A 21,880-nucleotide genomic window follows, 5' to 3' on the forward strand; every position below is an offset into this window, starting at 1 on the left:
CCGGACGATCCCGCGACCCCCCGCGGTGAGCCCCGTCGTCGCCGTGCCCGGCACGCGGTGGCCGGTCGTTCCGGAGCCCTCGGTGATCCCTCTTCGATCCCTCTTCAAGGAAGGTGTCCCAGTCATGCCGTCCACCGCTCCATCTCGCCAAGAGGCGTCCGCTCCCGTGTCGACACGGATCTCCACGGTGCTGCCGCCGGCCGGCACGGCCCTGCCGCGGACCGACAGCACCATCGACCGCGCCCTGGTGCACCGCAGTGCGCTCAGCGAGGTCTTCGTCACCGCGATGGTCCCCGACCCGCGCGGCGGCACCCTGGCCTCGGCCCAGCTGCCGAGATCGCACGCCTACTGGGGGGACCACTCGCTGGCGCCCGCCTGTCACGATCCGGTGCTGCTGATGGAGGTCTGCCGCCAGGCCGCCCTGGCCGCCTCGCACCTCCAGCACGGGGTGCCCCGGACCGACAAGTTCATCCTGACCCACCAGGACCTGCGGATCACCCGGCCCGAGCTGCTCGCCCGCGGCACCAGGCCGACCACCCTGCTCCTCCGGCTCGACCCGGAACGGGTCCGGGAGCGCGACGGCCGCACCACCGGCGTCGACTACGTCCTCGCGCTGGCGGTGGCCGACGGCTCCGGTGCGGTCCAGGACGCCGGGCGAGCCACGGTCGGCCTGCGCTTCAAGGCGGCGGGGGAGTACCAGGAGCTGCGGCTGCGCGGCCGGGAGGGCCGACCGATGGGCTCCACCGCGGACTTCGCCACCGGCGCGGTGGCCGGGGAGCCGGTGGCCGCGCCGCTCGTCGGCCGGCGGCTGCCGGAGAACGCGGTGCTGCTGGACGTGGCGGCCACCGGCCGGGGCGCGACGGCGACGCTGCGGATCGCCGGCGACCACCCGAGCCTGTTCGACCACCCGCAGGACCACCTGCCCGGCATGGTGCTGATCGAGGGCGCCCGCCAACTCGCCCTGTACACCGTCCGGGAGCACATCGGACTGGCGCCCGGGAAGGTCCGGGTGCAGGCGGTCGACGCCCGGTACGAGCGCTTCGCGGAGCTGGACTCGCCGCTGCGCCTGGAGGCGCTGCTGCCCGACTGGGAGGCGCTGCTGTCCGGCGCGCCCATCCCGGTCGAGGTGCTGGCCACCCAGGACGGGGCCGCCAACTGCCGGATCGTGGTGGACCTGGAGCTGGCGTGCCGCTGACCCTCGCACCGGCCGGGGCCCCCGCCGCCGTGGCGGCCCCGATGGCCTTCTTCGACGTCGACGAGACGCTGATCGCGGTCAAGAGCATGTTCTCCTTCCTCCGGTTCCACCTGGAGCGCAGGGGCGAACGGCCGGAGACCTACGACGCGTTGGTCGGGCAGCTGCACGCGGACGCCGCCGCCGGGACCCCGCGCCACGAGATCAACCGCCGCTACTACCGGCTGTTCGCCGGGGAGCGGGCGGCCGAGCTGGCCGCGTCCGGCCGCGCCTGGTTCGAGGACGCCCGGCGGGGCGCGGCGGAGGCCGGCGGGTCGCTGCTGCTGGCGGAGCCGGTCGCGCACCTCAGGGCGCACCGGGCCCGCGGCACCGCGGTGGTGCTGCTCTCCGGGTCGTTCTTCGCCTGCCTCGACCCGGTCGCCGAACTGCTCGGCGCGGACGGGGCGTTGGGCACCCGGCCGATCGTCCGCCGGGGTGAGCTGACCGGCGAGGTGGTCGGGCCGATGATCGGCGGCCGCAAGGCGAGGGCCGCCACCGCGGCGGCCTGGCTGCGCGGCGCCGACCTGGACGCCTGCCTCGCCTACGGCGACCACGCCAGCGACCTGCCGCTGCTGGAGGCCGTCGGCCGCGGCCTGGTGGTCGGCGCGGACCCGGTGCTCGCCGAGGCCGCCCGCACCCGCGGCTGGCAGTTCCTGGACGCCGCCCCCGGGCACTGAGCCCCGGCGTCCGCCGACCGCCGCGCACCCCCAGGGCGCTGAGCCCCGGTGCCCGTCCGCCGCCGCGCACACCGTCGTGCGCGGCGGCCGGCGGACCGCACCGCAGCGCCCCCGGCACGACGCACCAGCACAGCCGGCACCGCCAGCACAGTCAGCACAGGAGGAGAACACCCCATGCCCCCGTACAGCCAGGCCGACCAGGCCCCCGCCGTCGGCATCCTCGGCACCGGTTCCTACCTGCCCGAACGCACCGTCCCCAACGAGGAGATCGCCCCGGCGGCCGGGGTCGTCCCGGAGTGGATCGAGAACCGCACCGGCATCGTGGCGCGCCGCCGGGCCGCGCCGCACCAGGCCACCTCGGACCTCGCCGCGCTGGCCGCGACGCGCGCCCTGGCGGCGGCCGGACTGCCGGCCGACCGGATCGACGTCATCGTCCTGGCCACCTCCACCCCCGACCACCCCCAGCCCGCCACCGCCAGCATCGTGCAGCACCTGATCGGCGCCGGGCAGGCCGCGGCCGTCGACGTCAACGCGGTGTGCAGCGGCTTCGTCTACGCGCTGGCGATGGCGGAGGGCCTGCTGCGGGTCCGCGGCGGCGGCCACGCGCTGGTCATCGGCGCCGACGTCTACTCCCGGATCCTCGACTACTCCGACCGCCGGACCGCCGTCCTGTTCGGCGACGGGGCCGGCGCGGTGGTGCTCGGCCCGGTGGCGGCCGACCGCGGCCTGCTGCACACCGTGCTGCGCGGGCACGGTGACGCGCACCGCCTGATCAGCGTCCCGGCGGGCGGCAGCCGGACGCCGCCCTCGGAGAGCACGGTGCGCGAGGGCGGCCACTTCTTCCGGATGGACGGGCGCGGGGTGCGGGAGTTCGTCTCCGCCGAGCTGCCCCAGGCGATCGCCGAGCTGCTGCGGGAGAACGGGCTGAGCCCCGAACAGATCGACCACTTCGTCCCGCACCAGGCGAACGGCGAGATGCTGCGCAGCCTGCTGCCCAGCCTCGGACTGCCGGAGTCGGCGCTGCGCCTGACGGTGCGGGAGTTCGCCAACACCGGGTCGGCCTCGGTGCCGATCACGCTGGACGCGGTGTTCGCCTCGGGCGTGCTGCGGCCGGGCCAACTGGTGCTGCTGGCCGGTTTCGGCGGCGGCATGAACGTCGGCCTCACCCTGCTGCGCTGGGGCGTGGACGCGCCCGCACCCGTGCTGAGCAGCGGCCGGAGCGGTCAGGAGCGGCACGTCCTGACCGTCTGACCGGCCGGTCGGCCGACCGGTCGGCCCGGTCGTCCACGCCATGGCATGTGTCAGGGTCTTTATATTTGATCGACCATCGCTATAGACTCAACCCTCGATACCGCGTGAAGCGTCTATGGCCAATCAAGGACAAACCAGGAGTCCACCGTGACCGTCGTGCAAGACCTCGAACCGGTGCAGACCGGTGACGAGCAGATGTCGCAGCGTCAGAAGGCGATCCTGCTCGTACTGCTGGCCACCCAGTTCATGCTGGCCGCAGACTTCTCCATCCTGAACGTCGCGGTGCCGGAGATCGGCTCCTCGCTGCACTTCTCGCTGAGCAGCCTGCAGTGGATCGTCACCGCCTTCGCCCTCACCGCGGCCGGGTTCACCCTGATCTTCGGACGGGTCGGCGACCTGCTCGGCCGCAAGCGGCTCTTCCTGGGCGGCATGGCGCTGCTCGGCCTCTCCTCGCTGCTCGGCGGCCTCGCCCAGACGCCCACCCAGCTGATCGTCGCCCGGGTCGGGCAGGGCCTGGCCACCGCCATCACCACGCCCTCGGCGCTGGCCCTGATCACCACGTCCTTCCCCGAGGGCAAGCTCCGCGAGCGGGCGATGGGTCTCAACGGCGCCCTGATGTCGGCCGGCTTCACCGCGGGCGCCATCCTCGGCGGCGTGCTGACCGGCCTGCTCGACTGGCGCTGGGCCTTCCTGATCAACGTGGTCGTCGCCGTCGCCGTACTGGTCGCCGCGCCCCGGCTGCTGACCGAGAGCCGCTCCGGTCAGCGGGTCTCGATCGACCTGCCCGGCTCGCTCACCGTCTGCACCGGCCTGGTCGCCCTGGTCGTCGGCATCACCCGGGCCGGCGAGCACGGCTGGACGGAGACCTGGGTCCTCGTCCTGCTGGCCGCCGCCGCCGCGCTGCTGGTCGCCTTCTGGGCGATCGAGCGGGTCACGGCCGAACCGCTGCTCCCGGTGCGGCTGCTGGCCCGCCCCACCATCAGCTGGGGCAACCTCGGCGGCCTGGTCACCTTCACCATGATGTCCTCCGTGGTGTTCCTGATGACCCTCTACCTCCAGGACGCCCTGCACTACTCGCCGCTGGTCACCGGCCTGGCGTTCAGCGGCCTGGGCACCGCGGCCTTCTTCGGCGGCCTCCGGACCGCCCGGATCATCGGCCGCCTCGGCAGCCGCACCGCGCTGGTCCTCGGCCTGGTCATCCAGGGCGTCTCCACCGCCGCGCTGCTGCTGATCGGCACCGACCACGGCCCCGGCCTGGCCCTGATGATCGCCGCCACCACCGTCGGGGGCTTCGGCCACGTGCTGTCGATCGTCTCCTTCATGGTGACCGGCACCCTCGGGGTCTCCGACGACGACCAGGGCCGCGCCACCGGCATCACCTCGATGACGCAGCAGGTCGGCATCACCATCGGCATCCCGATCATCAGCACCCTGGCCACCAGCCGGATCGCCGCCGCCGGCCACGGCGAGAGCGCGGTCGCCGAGGGCGTCCGCACCGCGATCGCCGTCGACGCCGGGGTGGTGCTGCTCGCCGCCCTGCTGATCGGACTGTTCCTGCGCAAGCGGCACCTCTCGGCCGCGGCCTGACGGCCCGACCCGCCGACCGGTCGGCACCGTCCCTGACGGCCGGTCACCCGGGGGCGGGCGGCGCCCCGTGCCGCCCGCCCCACCGTCCCACCGCCCCACCGCCCCACCGTCCGACGGAGTCCGCACCGTCCGACCGCGTCACGCACGTCCGCACCCACCGCACCCACCGCACCGGAGGAGAAGAGTTGAGCGCCATGGAGCCCGATCGGCCGGTCGGCAGCAGCGAGGTGTTGATCGTCGGCGCCGGCCCGGTGGGCGTCGCCCTGGGCTGCGACCTGTTGCAGCGCGGCGTGCGGGTGCGCCTGGTGGACAGCGCCGCCGCGCCCGCCCCGGCTCCCCGGTCCCGGGCCGTGCTGGTCTGGCCCCGCACCCTCGAACTGCTGCGCGGCATCGGCGTCGCGGAGCGCCTGGCGGCCACCGGGCACCGGCTGACCGGCATCGGCTACCGCTCCGAGGGCCGGCTGCTCGGCCGGGCCGCGGTCGACCGGATCGCCGACACCCCGTACCCGTTCGCCGCCACCCTGCCCCAGTACGAGACCGAACGCCTGCTGCTGGAGCGCCTCGCCGAACTCGGCGGCACCGTCGAGCGCGGCGTCGTCCTGGAGGACCTGCGCCAGGACGCCCGCGGCGTCACCGCGCGGCTGCGCCACCCCGACGGCAACGAGGAGCAGGCGCACGCCCGTTGGCTGGTGGGCGCGGACGGCGCGCACAGCTCGGTGCGCAAGCAGCTGGGCATCGGCTTCGACGGCGACACGGTGGACGTCACCTTCGGCATCGCCGACGCGCCGATCGACGGCCCGGCCGCCCGCGACACGCTCCACTACTGCTACACCGCCGACGGCGCGCTCGGCGTCGTCCCGCTGCCCGACGGCCTGTTCCGGGTCGCCATCAGCATCCCGCACCGCGACCCGGCCGAACCGCCGCCCGCCGGGGTGTTCGCCGAAGCACTGCGGCGGCGCGCCCCCGGCCTGGGCGAACTGGGCGAACCCCGCTGGACCGGATCGTTCCGGGTCCGCTGCCGGATCGCCGACCGCTTCCGGGACGGCAACTGCTTCCTGGCCGGCGACGCCGCGCACATCATCAGCCCGGCCGGCGGCCAGGGCATGAACTACGGCCTCCAGGACGCCTTCAACCTCGGCTGGAAGCTGGCCGGCGTGCTGCGCGGCACCCTCGACGCCGCGGTGCTCGACAGCTACCACCGCGAACGGCACGCCGCGGTCGCCCGGGTCGCCGCCGTCACCGCCGCCCAGACCCGCTGGGGCATGATCGCGGGCGGCCCGCGCCGGGTCCTGCGCGACACCCTGGTGCGCGGCGCGGCCCTGGGCGGCCTGCTGCGCCGCCGGATCGCGCCGATGATGGCCCAGACCGACGTCAGCTACGCGGCGGACGGCCTCCGGCGCGCCCGCCCCGGCCACCCGCGGCCGGGCGACCGGCTGCCGGTCTTCGCCCCCGAAGCCCCCGAAGCCCCCGAAGCCCTCGGCGGACCCGCTGCCGCCGCCACCGCCCCGGCCGACCCCGCGCTCGACCGCGACGGCTTCACCGTCCTGGTCCGCCGCCCGTCCGGCCCGTCCGGCCCCGCCGGACCGGGTGACCGGGGCAGCGCCGCGGTGGCCGCCGCGCTCGTCGGCCGCCCCGCCGTGGTCCGCACCGTGGACGACACCGCGTCCGCCACCCTGCTCCGCGCGCTCGGCCCCCGCCCCGTCCTGGTGGCGCTCCGCCCGGACGGCCACGTCCAGTACGTCGCCCCGGCCACCCGCAGCGGCCTGGCCGACCTGGTCCGGCACCTCGACGGCCTGGCCCCGCGCACCCGCACCGCCCCGGAGCCCGCCGCCGCCCGCGGCTGACCCCGCGCCGGCTCCTCCGGCCCGCTCCGCCCCACCCGCCCCGCACCTCCGCACGACGTCCAGGGAGACGAACCGCAATGCACACCACCACCCTCGGTACCGCAGGACCCGCCGTCGGCCGGATCGGCCTCGGCTGCATGGGCATGTCCTGGGCGTACGACGAGCCCGGCCGGGACGACGCCGCCTCGATCGCCGTCGTCCACCGCGCCCTGGACCTCGGCGTCAACCTCATCGACACCGCCGACGCCTACGGCCCGTTCACCAACGAGTACCTGGTCGGCCGCGCGCTGGCCGGGCGGCGCGCGGACGCGGTGCTCGCCACCAAGGTCGGCCTGGTCGTCGACGGCAGCCGCACCATGCACCGCAACGGCCGCCCCGAGCACATCCGGGCCTCCATCGACGCCTCGCTGCTGCGCCTGGGCACCGACCACGTCGACCTCTACCAGCTGCACCGGGTCGACCCGGCCGTCCCGCTGGAGGAGTCCTGGGGCGCGATGGCCGAGGCCGTGAAGGCGGGCAAGGCCCGGGCCATCGGCCTCTCCGAGGTGAGCGTCGCGGAGATCGAACTGGCCGCCGCCATCCACCCGGTGGCCTCCGTGCAGTCCGAGTTCTCGCTCTGGTCCCGGGACGTCCTGGAGAACGGGGTGCTGGCCCACACCGCCGCGCACGGCATCACCCTGCTGCCCTTCTCGCCGCTCGGCCGCGGCTTCCTGACCGGCGCGATCCGCAGCTCCGCCGACCTCCCGGCCGGCGACTGGCGGCACGGCAGCCCGCGCTTCCAGCCCACCGAGATCGACGCCAACCAGGCGCTGGTGGAGCGGATCGAGGGCGTCGCCGCCCGCCTGGAGACCACCCCGGCCCAGGTGGCGCTGGCCTGGCTGCTCGCCCAGGGCGAGCACGTCGTGCCGATCCCCGGCACCAAGACCGCGCGCTACCTGGAGCAGAACGCCGCCGCGGCCGAACTCGCCCTGGACGCCACCGTCCTGGCCGAGCTGGACACCCTGCCCGCCCCGGCCGCGCCCCGCTACTGACCCGGCTTCGTCCGCCCCACCCCACCCCGTCCCACCTCTCCTCAGGAGCAGACCCCATGCGTGCCGTCCTCTTCGACCGCTACGGCGACCCCGACGTCCTCACCGAGGCCGAACTGCCCGTGCCCGAGCCCGGCCCGGGCCAGATCTCCGTCGACGTCACCCACGCCGGGGTGAACTTCGCCGAGGTGATGTTCCGCCGCGGCCAGATCCAGGTCGGCCTCCCGCACGTCCCCGGCCTGGAGGCGACCGGCACGGTGCGGGCCGTCGGCGAGGGCGTCACCGGGCTGCGCCCCGGGCAGCGGGTCACCGCGCTCACCCTGGACGGCGGCGGCTACGCCGAGGTCGTGCTGGCCCGCGCCGACCTGACGGTCGTCCTGGAGGGCCCGCGGGCGATCGCCGACCCGGCCCTCGCCGCCGCCTTCCCCTGCAACGTGCCGGTCGCCCTGGGCCTGCTGGAGTCCGCCGCCCGGCTGCTCCCCGGCGAGAGCGTCCTGGTGCTGGCCGCGGCCGGCGGGGTCGGCACCGCCGCCGCGCAGATCGCCCGCCGGGCCGGGGCCTCCCTGGTGCTCGGCGCCGCGAGCACCGTCACCAAGGCCAAGTACGCCGCCGACTTCGGCTACGACGAGGTCGTCCCCTACGAGGCGCTGGCCGAGCTGGTCGCGGACCGCACCGACGGCCGCGGCGTCGACGTGGTCCTCGACTCGGTCGGCGGCGAGCAGCGCGCCGCGGCGGCCGGGCTGCTCGCCCCGCTGGGCCGCCAGCTGATCTTCGGCGACGCCGCCCAGCAGGACGCGCCGGTCCAGCCCGACCACCTGTGGTTCGGCTCCCGGGCCCTGGTCGGCTACAACATCGGCGACCTGGCGCACCGCGCCCCCGAGCTGGTGCGCGGGCACCTGGAGCGGGCCGCCGAGCTGGTCGCCGCCGGTGACGTCCGGGTGGACTTCACCGAGTTCGCCCTCGCCGACGCCGCCGAGGCCCACCGCACCCTCACCGACCGCTCCTCCACCGGCAAGCTGGTGCTGCGGGTGAACGGCTAATCCGGATGCTCCTGTTCTCCTTCCCGGCCGGCGGCTTCGGCACCAACTGCTACGTGCTGGCCGCCGAGCCGGGCGGGCCCTGCCTGGTGGTCGACCCCGGGCAGGCCGCCACCGAACCGCTGCTGCGGCTGTTCGCCGAGCACCGGCTGGAGCCGGCGGCGCTGCTGCTCACCCACGGGCACATGGACCACAGCTGGTGCGCCCGGGAACTGGGCGCGCGGACCGGCGCGCCGGCCGTGCTGCACGCCGCCGACCGCTTCATGCTCGCCGACCCGGCCGCGCCGCTGCCCCCGACCTTCCCCGGCCGCCTGCTCGCGGGCTACCCGGAGAGCGAACCGGAACGGCTGACCCTCCTGGAGGGCTCCGCCGACCTGGAACTGGCCGGACTGCGGGTCCGGGCCCACCACAGCCCGGGGCACACCGAGGGCTCCACGATGTTCCGGGTCGACCCGGTCCGGGACGGCGACCCCGCCCTCCTGTTCACCGGCGACACCCTGCTCGCCGACCGCCTCGGCGACTCCGGCCTCCCCGGCGGCAGCCGCACCCGGCTGGAGTCCTCGCTGCGCCGCGTCTGCGGCCCGCTGGACGACAGCACGGTGCTGCTCCCCGGCCACGGCCCGGCCGCCGCGCTCGGCACCGCCCGCCGCGGCCTCCCGCTGCTGCGCGGCGAGGCCGCCTGAACCCCCGTCGCGCCACCGGGCTTTCCCCCGGACCCGGTGGCGCGACGGGCCCACGTCCGGGGCGGGCGCACGTCCGGGACGGGACGGGCTCGCGGGCGGGACGGGCTCGCGTCCGGGACGGGACGGGACGACGGGACGGACGCCGCCCGCCGACGCCGGGTCGGGCGCCCGTCAGGGCAGCGCCGTCGCCGTGTCGTGCGCGGCGAGCGCGGCGCGCAGGGTGAGCAGGTCGGGGCCGCGGACGGCGTCCAGGCCGGTGAGGTCGGCGGTGCGGCGCAGCCGGTAGTCGACGGTGTTGGGGTGCACCTGGAGGTGGGTGGCGGTGCGCCGGCGGTCGAGGCCGCAGGCGAGGAACGCCCGCAGGGTGGCCAGCAGTTCGGGGCGTCCGACCAGCGGGGCGAGCAGCGCGGCCAGCGCGTCGCGGGCCGGGCCGGGGCGGCTGAGCTGGTACTCGACCAGGACGTCGTCCAGCAGGTGCAGGCCGGGGCCGCGGCCGGTGGCCTCGGCGACCCGGCGGACCCCGGCGGCCAGCCGGGCGGCGTCGGCGACCTCCTCGGGGGCGGCGCGGGCGGCCCCGGCCGTCAGGTCGGCGCCGCAGGCCCGGGCGAGCCGGTCGACCAGGTCGGTGAGCGCGGCGCGGTCGGGGGCCGGGTCGGGGGAGTCGTCCGGCAGCAGCACCGGGCCGCCGTCGGCGGCCAGCGCGGCCAGCGGCACCCCGTCCGTGCGGCGCTCCAACTCGGCGCGCAGCCGCCGGAGTTTGCGCCGGGCGACGACCGAGCGGTTGACGCCGGGGCGGGACTCGTCGGGGTGCGGGCCGACGGCCAGCGAGAGCACCAGGTAGCGGGCGGGCAGCCGGATGCCGGCCCGGTCGGCGGCGGCGCGCGGGTCGCCGCCCTCCAGCAGCCGGGAGAGCAGCGCCTGCCGGGAGACCTGCTCGTCGCCGAGCGCGGCCTGCCGCTCCTGCACGTACCCGGCGGCGACCGCGCAGCTGACCACCCGCAGGTAGCCGAGCAGCCGGTCCTGGGCGGTGGCGATGTCGGGCAGGTCGGCGGGGGCGGCCTCGGCCAGCACCCGGGCCGCGCACAGCTGGGCGCCCAGGTGGTAGGCGCCGACCACGGACTCCAGCGGCACCCCCTCGTCGGCGCGGCGGGCCGAGGACTCCCTGATCCGGGCCAGCTCGGCCTCGCCCGGCAGCTCGCCGGTGCGCATCACCTCGACGAACGCCCGGATGCCGCGCTCGACCTGACGGGCCACCTCGCCGCGCAACTGCTCGGGCGGCAGCGCGTGGTAGGCCGGCAGCCGGTCCAGCAGCCGGGCCATCACCTCGCCGGCCAGCACGGGGGCCAGCGCGAGCAGCCGCAGGTGGACCGGCCGGCCGCCGAACCGGGGGCCTTCGACGGCGGGTTCGGGGACGGGTTCGGGGGCGGGCCCGGCGGCTTCGGCGGCGGACACCGGCGCGGGGCCGGTCCCGGCGGCGGTCCCGGCGGCGGTCCCGGCTCCGGTCGCGACCCCGTCCGCGGTTCCGGTGGTGGTGAGTTCGACGGTGGTGAGTCCGGCGGCGGGTCGGGCGTTGGGCGCGGTCACAATCCACCTCGCGAATCTCTGTGCGGCGGCCCGGCGACGGGGCCGGGCGGCGCGGTCATCATGGTTTCCCGGAGGTTACCTACCCGTAGGTAACTCCCGCGAGCCCCCACCGTTGTTCAGGTCGCGCGCCCCCACCCCCACCCAGAAACGGGAACCGCCATGAACCGAGCCGCCCGGTTGATCGCCACCGCCCTCGCCGCCGCCGCGGTCGCCACCGCAGCCCCCGTCGCCACCGCCGCCGCGGCGACCGCCACCACCGCGGCCGACCCGTTCTACCGCTACGACGGCAGCGCCCCGCTGTCCTCGATCGCGCCCGGCACCGTGCTCAAGACCCGCACCCTCTCGTACCACCTGCTCGGCCTGGCCACCCCCGTGCGGGCCGTCCAGCTGCTGTTCCGCACCACCGACGCGCAGGGCCGCCCCAGCGCGGGCGTCACCACCGTGGTGCGCGGGCTGGGCAGCGACGGCTCCAAGGCGGTCTCCTACCAGTCCTTCTACGACTCGCTGAACCCCGAGCACGCCCCGTCCCGGGCGGTCGCGGGCGACGTCAGCCTGGGCGGCGCGATCGCCAACGCCGAGTCGCTGTTCGTCGTCCCGTTCGTGCTCCAGGGCTACGACGTGGTGATCCCCGACACCGAGGGCCAGACCGCGGACTTCGCCGCCGGGCCCGAGTACGGCACCACCACGCTGGACTCGATCCGGGCCGCCTCCGCCTCGTCCGCCACCGGGATGAACGCGGACACCCGGTTCGGCATGCTCGGCTACTCCGGCGGCGCGATCGCCACCAACTGGGCCGCCGCCCTCGCCCCCGGCTACGCCCCCGACGTCAACCGCCGCCTGGTCGGCTTCGCCGAGGGCGGCCTGCTGGTCGACCCCGCGCACAACCTCAAGTACGTGGCCGGGGGCGTGGTGTGGCCCGGCGTCATCCCGATGGCGGTCACCGGCGTGGCCCGCGCGTACGGCTTCGACCTCCAGCCCTACCTGAGCGACTACGGCAAGCAGGTGTTCGCGAAGATGCAGGACGCCTCGATCGCCAACGCGCTCGGCCAGTACCCCGGCCTGACCTGGCAGAAGCTCGCCAAGCCCGCCTACGCCGACCCGAACTCGATCCCCGAGTTCCTGGAGGCCGTCAACAAGGTCAACCTCGGCTCGGCCGCCACCCCCACCGTCCCCGGCTACATCGCCCAGGGCAACGGCGGCGTCCTGGAGGGCACCTTCAGCAACGTCTCCGGCATCGGCACCGGCGACGGCGTGATGGTGGCCGGCGACGTCCGGGCGCTGGCCCGGCAGTACTGCGCCACCGGCAACGGCAGCATCAAGTACCAGCAGTACGACCTGCTCAGCCACCTCGGCGCGGCCGTCCCGTGGGCGCCCACCGCCGTGCTCTACCTGAACGACCGGTTCGCCGGGAAGGTCGCCCCGTCCGACTGCGGGCGCATCCCGGCCGGCAACTCGCTCGCCCCCGAGCGGCCCGCCGCCGCCGGGAGGTGACCCGCCGCGCGCCCGCCCCGCACCACGCCGGGGCGGGCGCGCCCGCGTCCGGGCCTACGTCCAGGCGACGGACACCACGACGGCGGCCGCGGTGAACGCCCCCACCGCGTAGAACGCCCACGGCCGCCGGGTGCGCATGCCCACCAGCGCGACCACCGCCACCAGGGCGTCCAGGCCGAGCTTCACGCCGATCTTCGGGTACAGCACCGGCAGGTCCAGGGCGTGCCGGGTCCAGACCAGCCCGGCGCCGGTGACCAGCTGCACCACCGCGCTGGACACCATGTACCCGCCCGTCACCGGGTCCTTCCCGCGCAGTTGGTAGAACAGCCCGCCCAGGATCGCGGCGAAGCCGAACAGGTGGAAGACGAGGAGGACGTACCGCAGGATCTCCATGCCAGTGATCTCTCCAGAACCGGTGGACACTTTCCGGTACTGAGAGCGATCCGCGGCCGGTCCCGTGACACGACAGGGCCGGTCGGCGGGGAGACGTGCGTCACACCGCGTCGTGTCACAGGCCCGGGAGCCGCCTCGTCCTGAGGGGTGGAGGCAGCAACCGAGCACGGAGGAGCACACGGTGGACGCACGACTGGACTACTTCACCGACCCGGCCGCGGGCAGGGTCCTCAAGCACGTCATGACGGCCGGCCGGGAGCTGAAGGCCCTGCCGCTGCCCGCGGCCACCCAGGAACTGGTCGCCCTGCGGATCAGCCAGCTCAACGGCTGCGCGGTCTGCATCGACATGCACACCAAGGACGCCGCGCACGCCGGGGAGACCCAGCAGCGGCTCAACCTGGTCGCCGCCTGGCGCGAGGCCACCGTCTTCACCGGAGCCGAACGCGCCGCCCTCGAACTCGCCGAGCGGGGCACCCGGATCGCGGACGGTGCGGCCGGGGTCGACGACCGGGTGTGGGAGGCAGCCGCCCGGCACTACGACCGGGAGCAGCTCACCGCCCTCGTCATGCTGGTCTCGTTCATGAACATGGTGAACCGGTTGAACGCCATCACCCGGCAGCCCGCCGGCGACTACGTCGCGGGCTCGTTCCACTGAGCACGCCGAACGGCCGTACGAGGGAAGGGAGTTCCGAGATGAACAAGGTCGAGGAATTCGAGGAGCTGCGGCCGCTGCTCTTCTCGATCGCCTACCGGATCCTGGGCAGCGTGGCCGAGGCCGAGGACGCGGTGCAGGAGGGCTGGCTGCGCTACGCCGCCACGCCCACCCGGCCCGCGTCGGCCAAGGCGTACCTGTCGACCACCGTGACCAGGATCGCCATCGACGTGCTGCGCTCGGCCCGGGTCCGGCGCGAGGCCTACGTCGGGCCCTGGCTGCCCGAACCGCTGCTCGACGACCCGTACCAGGACCCGGCCCGCGCGGCCGAGCTGGCCGACTCGGTGTCGATGGCGGCGCTGCTGCTCCTGGAACGGCTCAGCCCGCTGGAGCGGTCGGTGTTCGTGCTGCGGGAGGTCTTCGCGTTCGGCTTCGACGAGGTCGCCGCGGCCGTCGGACGCTCGGAGGCGGCCTGCCGGCAGCTGCTCGTCCGGGCCCGCCGCCACATGGACGACGGCCGGCCCCGGTTCGAGGCCGACCGCCGGGAACAGCGGGAACTCGCGGAGCGCTTCTTCGAGGCGCTCTCCCGGGGCGACGTCGACGGTCTGCAGAACCTGCTCGCCGCCGACGTCCAACTGGTCGGGGACGGCGGTGGCAAGGCCCCGCAGCTGGCCCGGGCCGTTGCCGGGGCCGAGAACGTGGCCCGGCTGCTCGCGGTCGTCCACCCGCTGATGCTCCGCACCGGCATCGGCTGCGAACCGCGGCAGGTCAACGGGCAGCCCGGCGCGCTGTTCCGCGACCGTGACGGCCGGATCCTGCACACTCTCGTCCTGGACGTGCTCGACGGACGGATCCAGACCGTCCGCTCGGTCATCAACCCGGACAAGCTCGGCCACCTCGGTCCGGTCGCCGACGCCTGGGCCGTCGACCGGGAGGTCCGGGAGGCCCGCCGGTCGGAGCGCGAGCAGTAGCCGCACCGGAGGGGCCCGTCCGCCGGTCGGCGGACGGGCCCCGGGGGTGCGGACGCGGCGTCAGAGTTCGCGCGGGTACTGCTTGGCGCCGCTGCGGATGCGCAGCGCCGCGACGATCTCGGTGACGCCGATCACCACCAGGCCGCAGGCCGCCAGGATCGCCAGCGCGGTGATCGAGTGGGCCGGCCAGACCATCAGCACGACGCCCGCCAGCACGCTCAGGCCGCCGACGAAGCCCTGCCAGCCGCGGGCCGGCATCATCGGGTCCGAGGCCACCGCCGCCAGGTGCGTGATGCCGCGGAACAGCCAGCCGATGCCGATCCACAGCGCCAGCAGCAGCACCGACTGGGCCGCCGAACGGAAGCACAGCAGGCCCAGCAGCACGCAGATCGCGCCGCTGATGAACGCCAGCACCCGCAGCGCCGTCGACGCGTGCGTGCCGAACGCGCCGACCAGTTGCACCACGCCGATCACCAGCAGGTACAGGCCGAACAGCACGCCGACCACCCACAGCGTCTGCTTCGGCCACGCCAGCACGACCACCCCCAGTGCCAGCGAGATCAGCCCGCCCGCCAGCACCGCCTGCCAGGCCAGCCGGGCCAGCTGCTGGAACGGCCCGGGCAGGTCGTCGCGGGAGTCGATCCGGTACGGGGCACTCATGGCTCCTCCGAAGGGCGGGACGGAAACGGGCATGACACCCCCCAGCCTCCGCGCCCCACCACCCCCGGGGCGCGGCGGGATGCGCCGGACGGACGAACGGGCCGCCCCGTCCGCACCCGGATCCGCTACCGTCCGTTCACCCACCCGCCCTGACGGGCCGTCTACCATCTGACGGTATGACGGACCAGGGGCGGGGGAGCCCGGAGGACGGGGCCGAGCCGGGCGGGACGGAGCCGGACGCGGACGCGGTCACGGGGACGGAAGCGGTCACGAGTACGGACGCGGACGCGGCGGGAACGGACGCGGCGGCCGAGCCGGACGGGCACTACATCGTGTGCGGCGGCAACTCGCTCGCGCACCGGCTGATCCTGGAGCTCACCGAGCAGTACGAGGTCCCGGTGGTCGCCGTGGTCCCCGACCGGTCCCGCGAGCACGCGCCCGCGATCGCCCAGATACCCGGCGTCACGGCCGTGCTGGAGCACTCCACCGTCACCGGCGAGGCGCTCGCCGCGGCCCGGGTCGAGCAGGCCCGCGGCGTCGCGCTGATGGACGGCACCGACCAGGAGAACATCCACGCCGCGCTGGCCGCCGAGAACCGCAACCCCGGCGTCCGGATCGTGCTGCGGATCTTCAACCAGCGCCTGGGCGAGCACCTGGAGAAGCTGCTGCCCAACTGCGCCGCGCTCTCCGGCTCCGCCACCGCCGCGCCCGCCTTCGCCAACGGGGCCCTCGGCCACCCGCACACCGTCGAGGTCGGCGGGCGGCAGCTGTACGTCGCCTACGACGCCGACATCCGGTCCGACCAGATCTGCCTGGTCGCCGACCGGATCGACCGCCAGGACCTCGGCCGGCTCCGGCTGCTGCCCGAGACCGGGGGCCGGGCCGCCGACTTCATCCGGATCGCCGAACTCCTGGGCGGCGGCGAGGTGCTGGGCCCGGTCGGCCGCCCCGACCCGGCGCCCGCCCGGGAACCCGGCGGCCTGGCCGCCCTGCAGCGCCTGGACACCGAACCGCCGCTGCGCCCGCCGCTGCGCAAGCGGCTCAAGTGGTGGCTGCTCGACAGCCTCAAGTACTTCACCAACACCCGGCTGCGGATGATCCTGATCACCGCGTTCGCGGCGATCGTGGTCGGCGGCCTGGTGCTGGCCACCCACACCACCCACCCCGGCGGCCTCGGCTGGACGGTGTACTTCACGCTGCTCGACGCGGCCGGCGCCGTCCAGCCCGACGTCCCGGGCGAGCAGGTGCTCGGCGACTCCTGGGCCCGGGCCGCCCAGGTGCTGATCACCTTCTGCGGCATCACCTTCGTCCCGGTCGCCACCGCCATCGTGGTCGAGGCGCTGGCCAGCGGGCGCCGCGGCCTGCCCCGCCCGCCCGGGGCCCGCACCCGCGACCACGTCATCGTGGTCGGCCTCGGCAACGTCGGCACCCGGGTCGCCACCCTGGTGCACGGCACCGGCCTGCCCGTGGTCTGCCTGGAGCGCGACCCGCAGGCCCGCGGCATCGCCGCCGCCCGCGCCCTGGGCATCCCGGTGCTGATCGGCGAGGGTCCGCTGGAAGCCCAGCTCAAGCAGGCCCGGGTCAAGCACGCCCGCGCCGTGGTCGCCGTCACCTCCGACGACGCCGCCAACCTGGAAGCCGCCCTGGAGGCCCGCGCGGTGCGGCCCGAAGTCCGGATCGTGGTGCGGCTGTTCGACGACGACTTCGCCCACCACGTGTACGCCACCCTGGGCAACGTCGCCTCCCGCTCGGTCTCCTACCTGGCCGCGCCCGCCTTCGCCGCCGCCCTGATGGGACGCGAGGTGCTCGGCACCCTCTCGGTCTTCCGCCACGTCCTGCTGATCGCCGAACTCGCGGTCGAGGAGGGCTCCGCGCTCGACGGCCGCAACACCGGCGACCTGGAGGGCCCCGGCGGCGTCCGGGTGCTCGCCGTCCGGCTGCACCGGCGCCCCCACGACTACCAGTGGAACTTCGCCGACCGCTCCCGGCGGCTCGCCCCCGGCGACCGCGTGGTGATCGCCGCCACCCGGGCCGGACTCGCGCGCGTCATCCAGTGACGGTGTGTACAGTGACGGTTCGTCCGATGGCGGGACGGGGGCCGCGGCGGCGTCGATGAGGGGACACCGGCACCGCAATCCCCCTCCTCCCACGTATCGGTGACGCAGCGTCAGGGCGGGCGGGGGGAGCCGTGCCGGTCCGGTCGCGCGCACCGGACCTCCCCGACGGAGCACTAATGATCCGCGCCGCCCTGCACGGCAACCCCGGGATGATCCCGGCCTTCCTGGTCCTCGCCCTGCTGCTCGCCGCCGCCGGGCACCGGCTCGCCCGGCGGCACGGCCTGCCGCGCCGGGCCGTCCTGCTGCTCGCGGTCGCCCTGGCCGGGGAGGTGGCCGTCACGCTCTACCCGACCTTCAGCGGGGGCGCCCCGGACCCGTCCTGCGCCTGGAGCGGCGACCCCGGGCTGGCGTTCCGCACCGAGCAGGGGCGGCTCAACCTCCTGATGTACCTGCCGATCGGCCTGTCCGCGGTCCTGGCCCTGGGCCGGCCGCTGGCCGCCGCCTGCGGGGTGCTCGCGCTGAGCGCCACCACCGAGACCGTCCAGGGGCTGCTGCCCGCGATCGGACGGGCCTGCGACAGCGCCGACTTCACCGTCAACGCCACCGGCGGCCTGCTCGGCGTGCTGCTCGGCTGCGCGGTGCGGCTGGTCCGGCGCCGCCGGATCGCCCCGGACCGGCGGGAGTGGCGGCTCACCGGCCTGCTGGTGGCCGCGGCGGGCGTGCCGGTGCTGCTGCTCCAGTCCTTCGTGCTGACGCCGACGGCCGCCACCGGCGCGGTCGAGGTGAGCGCGGAGCAGGAGCGGCTGGCCCGGCAGGACACCGCGCTGCTGTTCGGCCCGGACGCCCGGCTGATCCGCACCCAGCGCCTCCTGGACGCCGGGGCGGACCGGCTGACCGCCACCGTCGACCGGGGCTTCTTCACGGTGGACTGGCCCTCCGGGCGGCTGCGCGACCTCATCACCTTCCCCGCCGACCCGGGCGCCGCACCGCCCGCCGTCCCCGCCGAGCAGGCCGCCGCGTCCGCGCGGGGCGTCCGCCCGGCGGCCGACGCCTTCGCCGTCCGCTGGCTGCCCGACCTCGCCCCGGGCACCGAGCCCGTCGTCACCCCCGGCGGCGGGCAGGACGGCAGCCACCGCTTCACCTACGGCACCGGCCCGGACGCGTTCTCCCTGGACGTCGCCCCGGACGGCCGACCGGTCCGGTTCGGCATCCGGCGCTGAGGGGGGGCGGGAGGCCCGGCCGGGCCGTCGGTGGCGCCGCGTAGGGTGCCCGTGACCGTGCCGGCGGGCGACCCGACAGGCGACCCGCCGGACCACCCGACGCAGTGGGGAGCGCGCCCGTGCCGCAGCACCTGGCCGGCGGAGGACCGGCCACCGACCGACAGTCCGCGGACCCCGACGGCCTGGAGGCGCTGGCCCGCGACCTATACCGGCGCAACGCCGAGCACCGCGGCGAGTGGACGCTGGACGGCGGCGGCCTGGTCCGGCGGCTCCGGGCGCTGCCGGTCGAGCGGCGGGTGTCGCTGCTGGTGCGCCTGGGCGAGGGGCTGGAGCAGGCGGCGGTGCACGCCCCGCCGGAGCGCCGCGGCCTGGCCGCGCTCCACGTGCTGCTGGCGGACGGGCTCTCGGACCGGGAGCTGGCGCCCTGGCGGGAGCCGCTGCTGGCCGAGGCGGCCGGGCGGCTGGCGCTGTGGGAGGGCTGGCGGCTGACCGCCCTGGTGGAGGCCGACCTGGCCGCCGGGCGGGAGCTGCCCGCCGCGGTGGTGGCGACCGTCCGGCGCTCGGCCGTGCTGGCCGCCGACCCGGCCGGACTCCCGTCCCTCGCCGCCCGGTTCACCGAGCCGCCGCTCAACCCCGGTGAGCCGTGGGCCGATCGGGCGCTCGCCGACCTGGCCGGTGCCGGGCCCGCCTGGCGGGAACTGCTGGCCCACGCGCTGACCGCCACCGGGGCCAAGCCCGCCGCGCGGTGGCTGCGGGCCGGGCGGCCGCTGGTGGACGCGGTCGGGCCGGGGCCGCTGCGCGAGGCCGTCGCCGGGTGGTTCGCGCTGACCGGGCAGCCGCGCCGGGACGGCCTGCCCTCCCCGTACCGCTCCGGCCCGGCCCTGCACGACCCCGACCCGTTCAACTGGCGCGCCCTGCAAGGGCTGTCCGCCCTGCTGGCGCTCACCCCGCCGCACCCCGACGGCGCCCGGGCCCTGGGCGTCCTGGCGGAGGCCGCGCTGATCCCGGTCCGCGGCCTGGGCCCGCGCTCGCCGCTGACCGCCGCGGCCGCCGTCCGCGCCCTGACCGCCCTCGGCGGCCCGGACGCCCGGGCCGAACTGGAGCGGCTGGCGGGGGCGTCGGCCCACAAGCCGACGCTGAAGGCGGTCGCGGCGGCGCTCACCGGTTGGGCGGACTGACCGGCGGGGCGGACCGACCGGCTGGGCGGACTGACCGGCGGGGCGGACCGACCGGCCCCGCCGACCGGCCCCGCCGACCGGCCCCGCCTACCGGTGGGTGAAGGAGGCCGGGCGCTTCTCGGCGAAGGCCGCCATGCCCTCCTTCTGGTCCGCGGTCGCGAAGGCGGCGTGGAACAGCCGCCGTTCGAAGCGGACGCCCTCGGCGAGGGTGGTCTCGAAGGCGCGGTTGACGGACTCCTTCATCATCACGGCGGCGGGCAGCGACATCGCGGCGATGGTCCCGGCGACGGCGACCGCCTCGGTGAGCAGCTGCTCGGCGGGGACGATCCGGGAGACCAGGCCGGCCCGTTCGGCCTCCTCGGCGCCCATCATCCGGCCGGTCAGGCACAGGTCCATGGCCTTGGCCTTGCCGACGGCCCGGGTCAGCCGCTGCGAGCCGCCGATGCCGGGGATGACGCCGAGGGTGATCTCGGGCTGGCCGAACTTCGCGGTGTCGGCGGCGATCAGCACGTCGCAGAGCATCGCCAACTCGCAGCCGCCGCCCAGCGCGTAGCCCGCGACCGCGGCGACCACCGGCTTGCGCAGCCGGCCCAGCTCGTCCCAGGGGCCGAGCCAGTCGTCGAGGTAGACCTCGGGGAAGCGGTTGTCCTGCATCTCCTTGATGTCGGCGCCCGCGGCGAACGCCTTGGCGGAGCCGGTGATCACCAGCGCGCCGATCTCCGGGTCGCGGTCGAAGGACCGGGCCGCCGCCACCACCTCGTTCATCAGCTCGGTGCTGAGCGCGTTGAGCGCCTTGGGCCGGTTGAGGGTGATGATGCCGACCCGGCCCTCGCGGTCCACCAGGATCGTCTCGTACTCGGTCATCGCCGGTTCTTCCTCTCCACGCTGAGCGGGAACTCTGCCGCTGGATACGATCTCCGAACGCCGGACCGGATGCCAGTCTCGACAGGCGAGACGATGGTCACCCCGGCGTCACCGGGCCAGGCCCAGGTCGCCGTCGGCGGGCGGCTCGAAGAAGCGGGCGACGTCGGCGGCGGAGACCCCGGCCAGGGTGGCGGGGGACCAGCGCGGGTCGCGGTCCTTGTCGACGACCTGGGCGCGGATGCCCTCGACCAGGTCGTGGTGGGCCAGCGCGGCGCAGGAGATCCGGTACTCCTGGTCCAGGGTGGCGGCCAGCGAGGGCAGCGCGCGGGCCCGGCGCAGCGCGGCCAGGGTCACCTTGAGCATGGTCGGGGACTTGGCGCGCAGCTGCTCGACGGCGTCCAGGGCGGCGGGCAGGCCGGTGGCGCGCAGCCGGTCCAGGACCTCCTCGACGCTGTCGGCGGCGTAGCAGTGGTCGATCCAGCCGTGCTGCTCGGCGAGCGCCGAGTGCGGGGCGGGCGCGGCGAGTTCGGCGACGGCCTTGGCGGGGTCGTCCCCGGCGGCGAGCCGGTCGGTGAGGGCGGGCAGCGCGGCGGAGGGCACGAAGTGGTCGGCGAAGCCGCAGTGCAGGGCGTCGCCGGCGGTCATGGTGGCGGCGGTGAGCGCGACGTGGGTGCCGAGCTCGCCGGGGGCCAGGGCCAGCAGGCGGCTGCCGCCGACGTCCGGGACCAGGCCGATCCGGGTCTCCGGCATGGCGACGGCCGAGCGCTCGGTGACCACCCGGACGCCCGCGTGCCCGGACAGGCCGACGCCGCCGCCCATGGTGATGCCGTCCATCAGCGCGACGTACGGCTTGGGGTAGCGGGAGATCAGCTCGTTGAGCGGGTACTCGACCCGGAAGAAGGCCCGGCCGCCGGCGCCGCCGCGCTTGGCGTCGTCGTGGATCGCCCGGATGTCGGCGCCCGCGCACAGGCCGCGCTCGCCCGCGCCGGTGAGCAGCACGGCCGTCACGGCCTCGTCGGCGGCCCAGGCGTCCAGGGCGGCCCGGACGGTCTCCAGCATGGCGTGGGTGAGGGAGTTGAGGGCGCGCGGCCGGTTGAGGGTGATCCGGCCGAGCGGGCCGGTCCGCTCGACCAGCACGTCCCGCTGGGTGTCCTGGGGGTCCTGGGTGTGCACCGTCACCGCTCCCGTCCGTCCGGAAAGTACGAAGATCCTCCGTCGCACCGTACCGGGCGTCCGGGAGCGGCGGTCGGCAGCCCCGTCAGGGGGCCCTCAGCAGGGGTGCAGCGGGGTGGCGAGCAGGACCGGGGCGGCGGCGGGGGCGAGCGGGCGCGGGGAGAAGGCGCAGAGCGCCACGGGGTGCGGGGCCAGCGGGAGGGCCTGGGCCTGGGGGACGGGCAGCAGCAGGTTGGCGGCGGCGAGCGCGGCTCCGCAGACCAGGGTGCGCAGCTTCATCATCGGGGGTTCCTCCGGGG

Annotated in this window: 20 protein-coding genes; 14 read left to right on the top strand and 6 right to left on the bottom strand. The window is 76.0% G+C overall.

The features are described from left to right. The first annotated feature begins 166 nt into the window (after positions 1-166). From ACIP60_RS01200 to ACIP60_RS01235, 8 genes are all read left to right on the top strand, one after another. Positions 167-1,195 (top strand): AfsA-related hotdog domain-containing protein, encoded by a 1,029-nt coding sequence (locus ACIP60_RS01200; protein WP_400678829.1) that lies wholly within the window; start codon positions 167-169, stop codon positions 1,193-1,195. Then, complete coding sequence (locus ACIP60_RS01205; RefSeq protein ID WP_400678830.1) at positions 1,186-1,908, top strand: HAD family hydrolase; 723 nt, start codon at positions 1,186-1,188, stop codon at positions 1,906-1,908. Before ACIP60_RS01200 ends, ACIP60_RS01205 begins: the two co-directional genes overlap by 10 nt. 174 nt (positions 1,909-2,082) lie before the next feature. Further along, positions 2,083-3,159, top strand: a complete 1,077-nt coding sequence (locus ACIP60_RS01210; protein WP_400678831.1) for a 3-oxoacyl-ACP synthase III family protein — start codon at positions 2,083-2,085, stop codon at positions 3,157-3,159. Between the two features lie 195 nt (positions 3,160-3,354). Further along, positions 3,355-4,746: an MFS transporter gene (locus ACIP60_RS01215; protein WP_400679902.1), complete on the top strand. Its 1,392-nt coding sequence runs from the start codon at positions 3,355-3,357 to the stop codon at positions 4,744-4,746. Between the two features lie 194 nt (positions 4,747-4,940). Next, on the top strand, positions 4,941-6,590 hold the full coding sequence (locus tag ACIP60_RS01220) for an FAD-dependent monooxygenase (RefSeq protein WP_400679903.1): 1,650 nt from the start codon (positions 4,941-4,943) through the stop codon (positions 6,588-6,590). Between the two features lie 77 nt (positions 6,591-6,667). After that, entirely contained in the window at positions 6,668-7,621 is a 954-nt protein-coding gene (locus ACIP60_RS01225; protein ID WP_400678832.1) for an aldo/keto reductase, read from the top strand. Positions 7,622-7,677: 56 nt separating this feature from the next. Beyond that, entirely contained in the window at positions 7,678-8,658 is a 981-nt protein-coding gene (locus ACIP60_RS01230) for a zinc-binding alcohol dehydrogenase family protein (RefSeq protein ID WP_400678833.1), read from the top strand. 5 nt (positions 8,659-8,663) lie between these two features. After that, positions 8,664-9,338: an MBL fold metallo-hydrolase gene (locus ACIP60_RS01235; RefSeq protein ID WP_400678834.1), complete on the top strand. Its 675-nt coding sequence runs from the start codon at positions 8,664-8,666 to the stop codon at positions 9,336-9,338. 171 nt (positions 9,339-9,509) lie between these two features. Here the strand turns inward: ACIP60_RS01235 and ACIP60_RS01240 are convergent, their stop codons facing one another. Continuing rightward, positions 9,510-10,922, bottom strand: coding sequence for a PucR family transcriptional regulator (locus tag ACIP60_RS01240; protein ID WP_400678835.1), 1,413 nt, complete (start codon positions 10,920-10,922; stop codon positions 9,510-9,512). 159 nt (positions 10,923-11,081) lie between these two features. On the opposite strand from ACIP60_RS01240, the gene ACIP60_RS01245 reads away from it, so the two are divergent. Continuing rightward, entirely contained in the window at positions 11,082-12,413 is a 1,332-nt protein-coding gene (locus ACIP60_RS01245) for a lipase family protein (RefSeq protein ID WP_400678836.1), read from the top strand. Positions 12,414-12,467: 54 nt separating this feature from the next. On the opposite strand, the gene ACIP60_RS01250 is transcribed toward ACIP60_RS01245, so the two are convergent. After that, positions 12,468-12,806 carry a hypothetical protein gene (locus ACIP60_RS01250; RefSeq protein WP_400678838.1) on the bottom strand — a complete coding sequence of 113 codons (339 nt, stop codon included), beginning with the start codon at positions 12,804-12,806 and terminating at the stop codon, positions 12,468-12,470. A gap of 181 nt (positions 12,807-12,987) precedes the next feature. Here ACIP60_RS01250 and ACIP60_RS01255 point away from each other — a divergent pair, with 181 nt between their 5' ends. Next, complete coding sequence (locus ACIP60_RS01255; RefSeq protein WP_400678840.1) at positions 12,988-13,461, top strand: carboxymuconolactone decarboxylase family protein; 474 nt, start codon at positions 12,988-12,990, stop codon at positions 13,459-13,461. 38 nt (positions 13,462-13,499) lie between these two features. Continuing rightward, entirely contained in the window at positions 13,500-14,429 is a 930-nt protein-coding gene (locus tag ACIP60_RS01260; RefSeq protein ID WP_400678841.1) for an RNA polymerase sigma-70 factor, read from the top strand. A 60-nt stretch (positions 14,430-14,489) separates the two neighbouring features. Here the strand turns inward: ACIP60_RS01260 and ACIP60_RS01265 are convergent, their stop codons facing one another. After that, positions 14,490-15,089: an HdeD family acid-resistance protein gene (locus tag ACIP60_RS01265; protein ID WP_282203253.1), complete on the bottom strand. Its 600-nt coding sequence runs from the start codon at positions 15,087-15,089 to the stop codon at positions 14,490-14,492. A 176-nt stretch (positions 15,090-15,265) separates the two neighbouring features. Here ACIP60_RS01265 and ACIP60_RS01270 point away from each other — a divergent pair, with 176 nt between their 5' ends. From ACIP60_RS01270 to ACIP60_RS01280, 3 genes are all read left to right on the top strand, one after another. Beyond that, complete coding sequence (locus ACIP60_RS01270) at positions 15,266-17,146, top strand: NAD-binding protein (RefSeq protein WP_400678842.1); 1,881 nt, start codon at positions 15,266-15,268, stop codon at positions 17,144-17,146. A 176-nt stretch (positions 17,147-17,322) separates the two neighbouring features. Further along, on the top strand, positions 17,323-18,366 hold the full coding sequence (locus ACIP60_RS01275; RefSeq protein WP_400678843.1) for a VanZ family protein: 1,044 nt from the start codon (positions 17,323-17,325) through the stop codon (positions 18,364-18,366). 119 nt (positions 18,367-18,485) lie between these two features. Then, positions 18,486-19,544, top strand: coding sequence for a hypothetical protein (locus ACIP60_RS01280; RefSeq protein WP_400678844.1), 1,059 nt, complete (start codon positions 18,486-18,488; stop codon positions 19,542-19,544). 87 nt (positions 19,545-19,631) lie between these two features. On the opposite strand, the gene ACIP60_RS01285 is transcribed toward ACIP60_RS01280, so the two are convergent. The 3 genes from ACIP60_RS01285 to ACIP60_RS01295 all read right to left on the bottom strand — a co-directional run bounded on the left by ACIP60_RS01285 (position 19,632) and on the right by ACIP60_RS01295 (position 21,863). After that, complete coding sequence (locus ACIP60_RS01285) at positions 19,632-20,408, bottom strand: enoyl-CoA hydratase (RefSeq protein ID WP_400678845.1); 777 nt, start codon at positions 20,406-20,408, stop codon at positions 19,632-19,634. A gap of 108 nt (positions 20,409-20,516) precedes the next feature. Continuing rightward, positions 20,517-21,587, bottom strand: coding sequence for an enoyl-CoA hydratase/isomerase family protein (locus ACIP60_RS01290; RefSeq protein ID WP_400678846.1), 1,071 nt, complete (start codon positions 21,585-21,587; stop codon positions 20,517-20,519). Between the two features lie 90 nt (positions 21,588-21,677). Beyond that, positions 21,678-21,863, bottom strand: a complete 186-nt coding sequence (locus tag ACIP60_RS01295; protein ID WP_100839678.1) for a hypothetical protein — start codon at positions 21,861-21,863, stop codon at positions 21,678-21,680. Positions 21,864-21,880 lie beyond the last annotated feature (17 nt).

It is taken from the genome of Kitasatospora sp. NPDC088783, assembly GCF_044750705.1.
Taxonomy (GTDB): Bacteria; Actinomycetota; Actinomycetes; order Streptomycetales; family Streptomycetaceae; genus Kitasatospora; species Kitasatospora fiedleri.

Coding starts and splice junctions, on each gene's coding strand:
- ACIP60_RS01285 (WP_400678845.1), bottom strand. CDS start 20,408: ATGACCGAGTACGAGACGATCCTGGTGGACCGCGAGGGCCGGGTCGGC.
- ACIP60_RS01210 (WP_400678831.1), top strand. CDS start 2,083: ATGCCCCCGTACAGCCAGGCCGACCAGGCCCCCGCCGTCGGCATCCTC.
- ACIP60_RS01260 (WP_400678841.1), top strand. CDS start 13,500: ATGAACAAGGTCGAGGAATTCGAGGAGCTGCGGCCGCTGCTCTTCTCG.
- ACIP60_RS01235 (WP_400678834.1), top strand. CDS start 8,664: ATGCTCCTGTTCTCCTTCCCGGCCGGCGGCTTCGGCACCAACTGCTAC.
- ACIP60_RS01215 (WP_400679902.1), top strand. CDS start 3,355: ATGTCGCAGCGTCAGAAGGCGATCCTGCTCGTACTGCTGGCCACCCAG.
- ACIP60_RS01225 (WP_400678832.1), top strand. CDS start 6,668: ATGCACACCACCACCCTCGGTACCGCAGGACCCGCCGTCGGCCGGATC.
- ACIP60_RS01230 (WP_400678833.1), top strand. CDS start 7,678: ATGCGTGCCGTCCTCTTCGACCGCTACGGCGACCCCGACGTCCTCACC.
- ACIP60_RS01220 (WP_400679903.1), top strand. CDS start 4,941: ATGGAGCCCGATCGGCCGGTCGGCAGCAGCGAGGTGTTGATCGTCGGC.
- ACIP60_RS01275 (WP_400678843.1), top strand. CDS start 17,323: ATGATCCGCGCCGCCCTGCACGGCAACCCCGGGATGATCCCGGCCTTC.
- ACIP60_RS01295 (WP_100839678.1), bottom strand. CDS start 21,863: ATGATGAAGCTGCGCACCCTGGTCTGCGGAGCCGCGCTCGCCGCCGCC.
- ACIP60_RS01270 (WP_400678842.1), top strand. CDS start 15,266: ATGACGGACCAGGGGCGGGGGAGCCCGGAGGACGGGGCCGAGCCGGGC.
- ACIP60_RS01265 (WP_282203253.1), bottom strand. CDS start 15,089: ATGAGTGCCCCGTACCGGATCGACTCCCGCGACGACCTGCCCGGGCCG.
- ACIP60_RS01250 (WP_400678838.1), bottom strand. CDS start 12,806: ATGGAGATCCTGCGGTACGTCCTCCTCGTCTTCCACCTGTTCGGCTTC.
- ACIP60_RS01245 (WP_400678836.1), top strand. CDS start 11,082: ATGAACCGAGCCGCCCGGTTGATCGCCACCGCCCTCGCCGCCGCCGCG.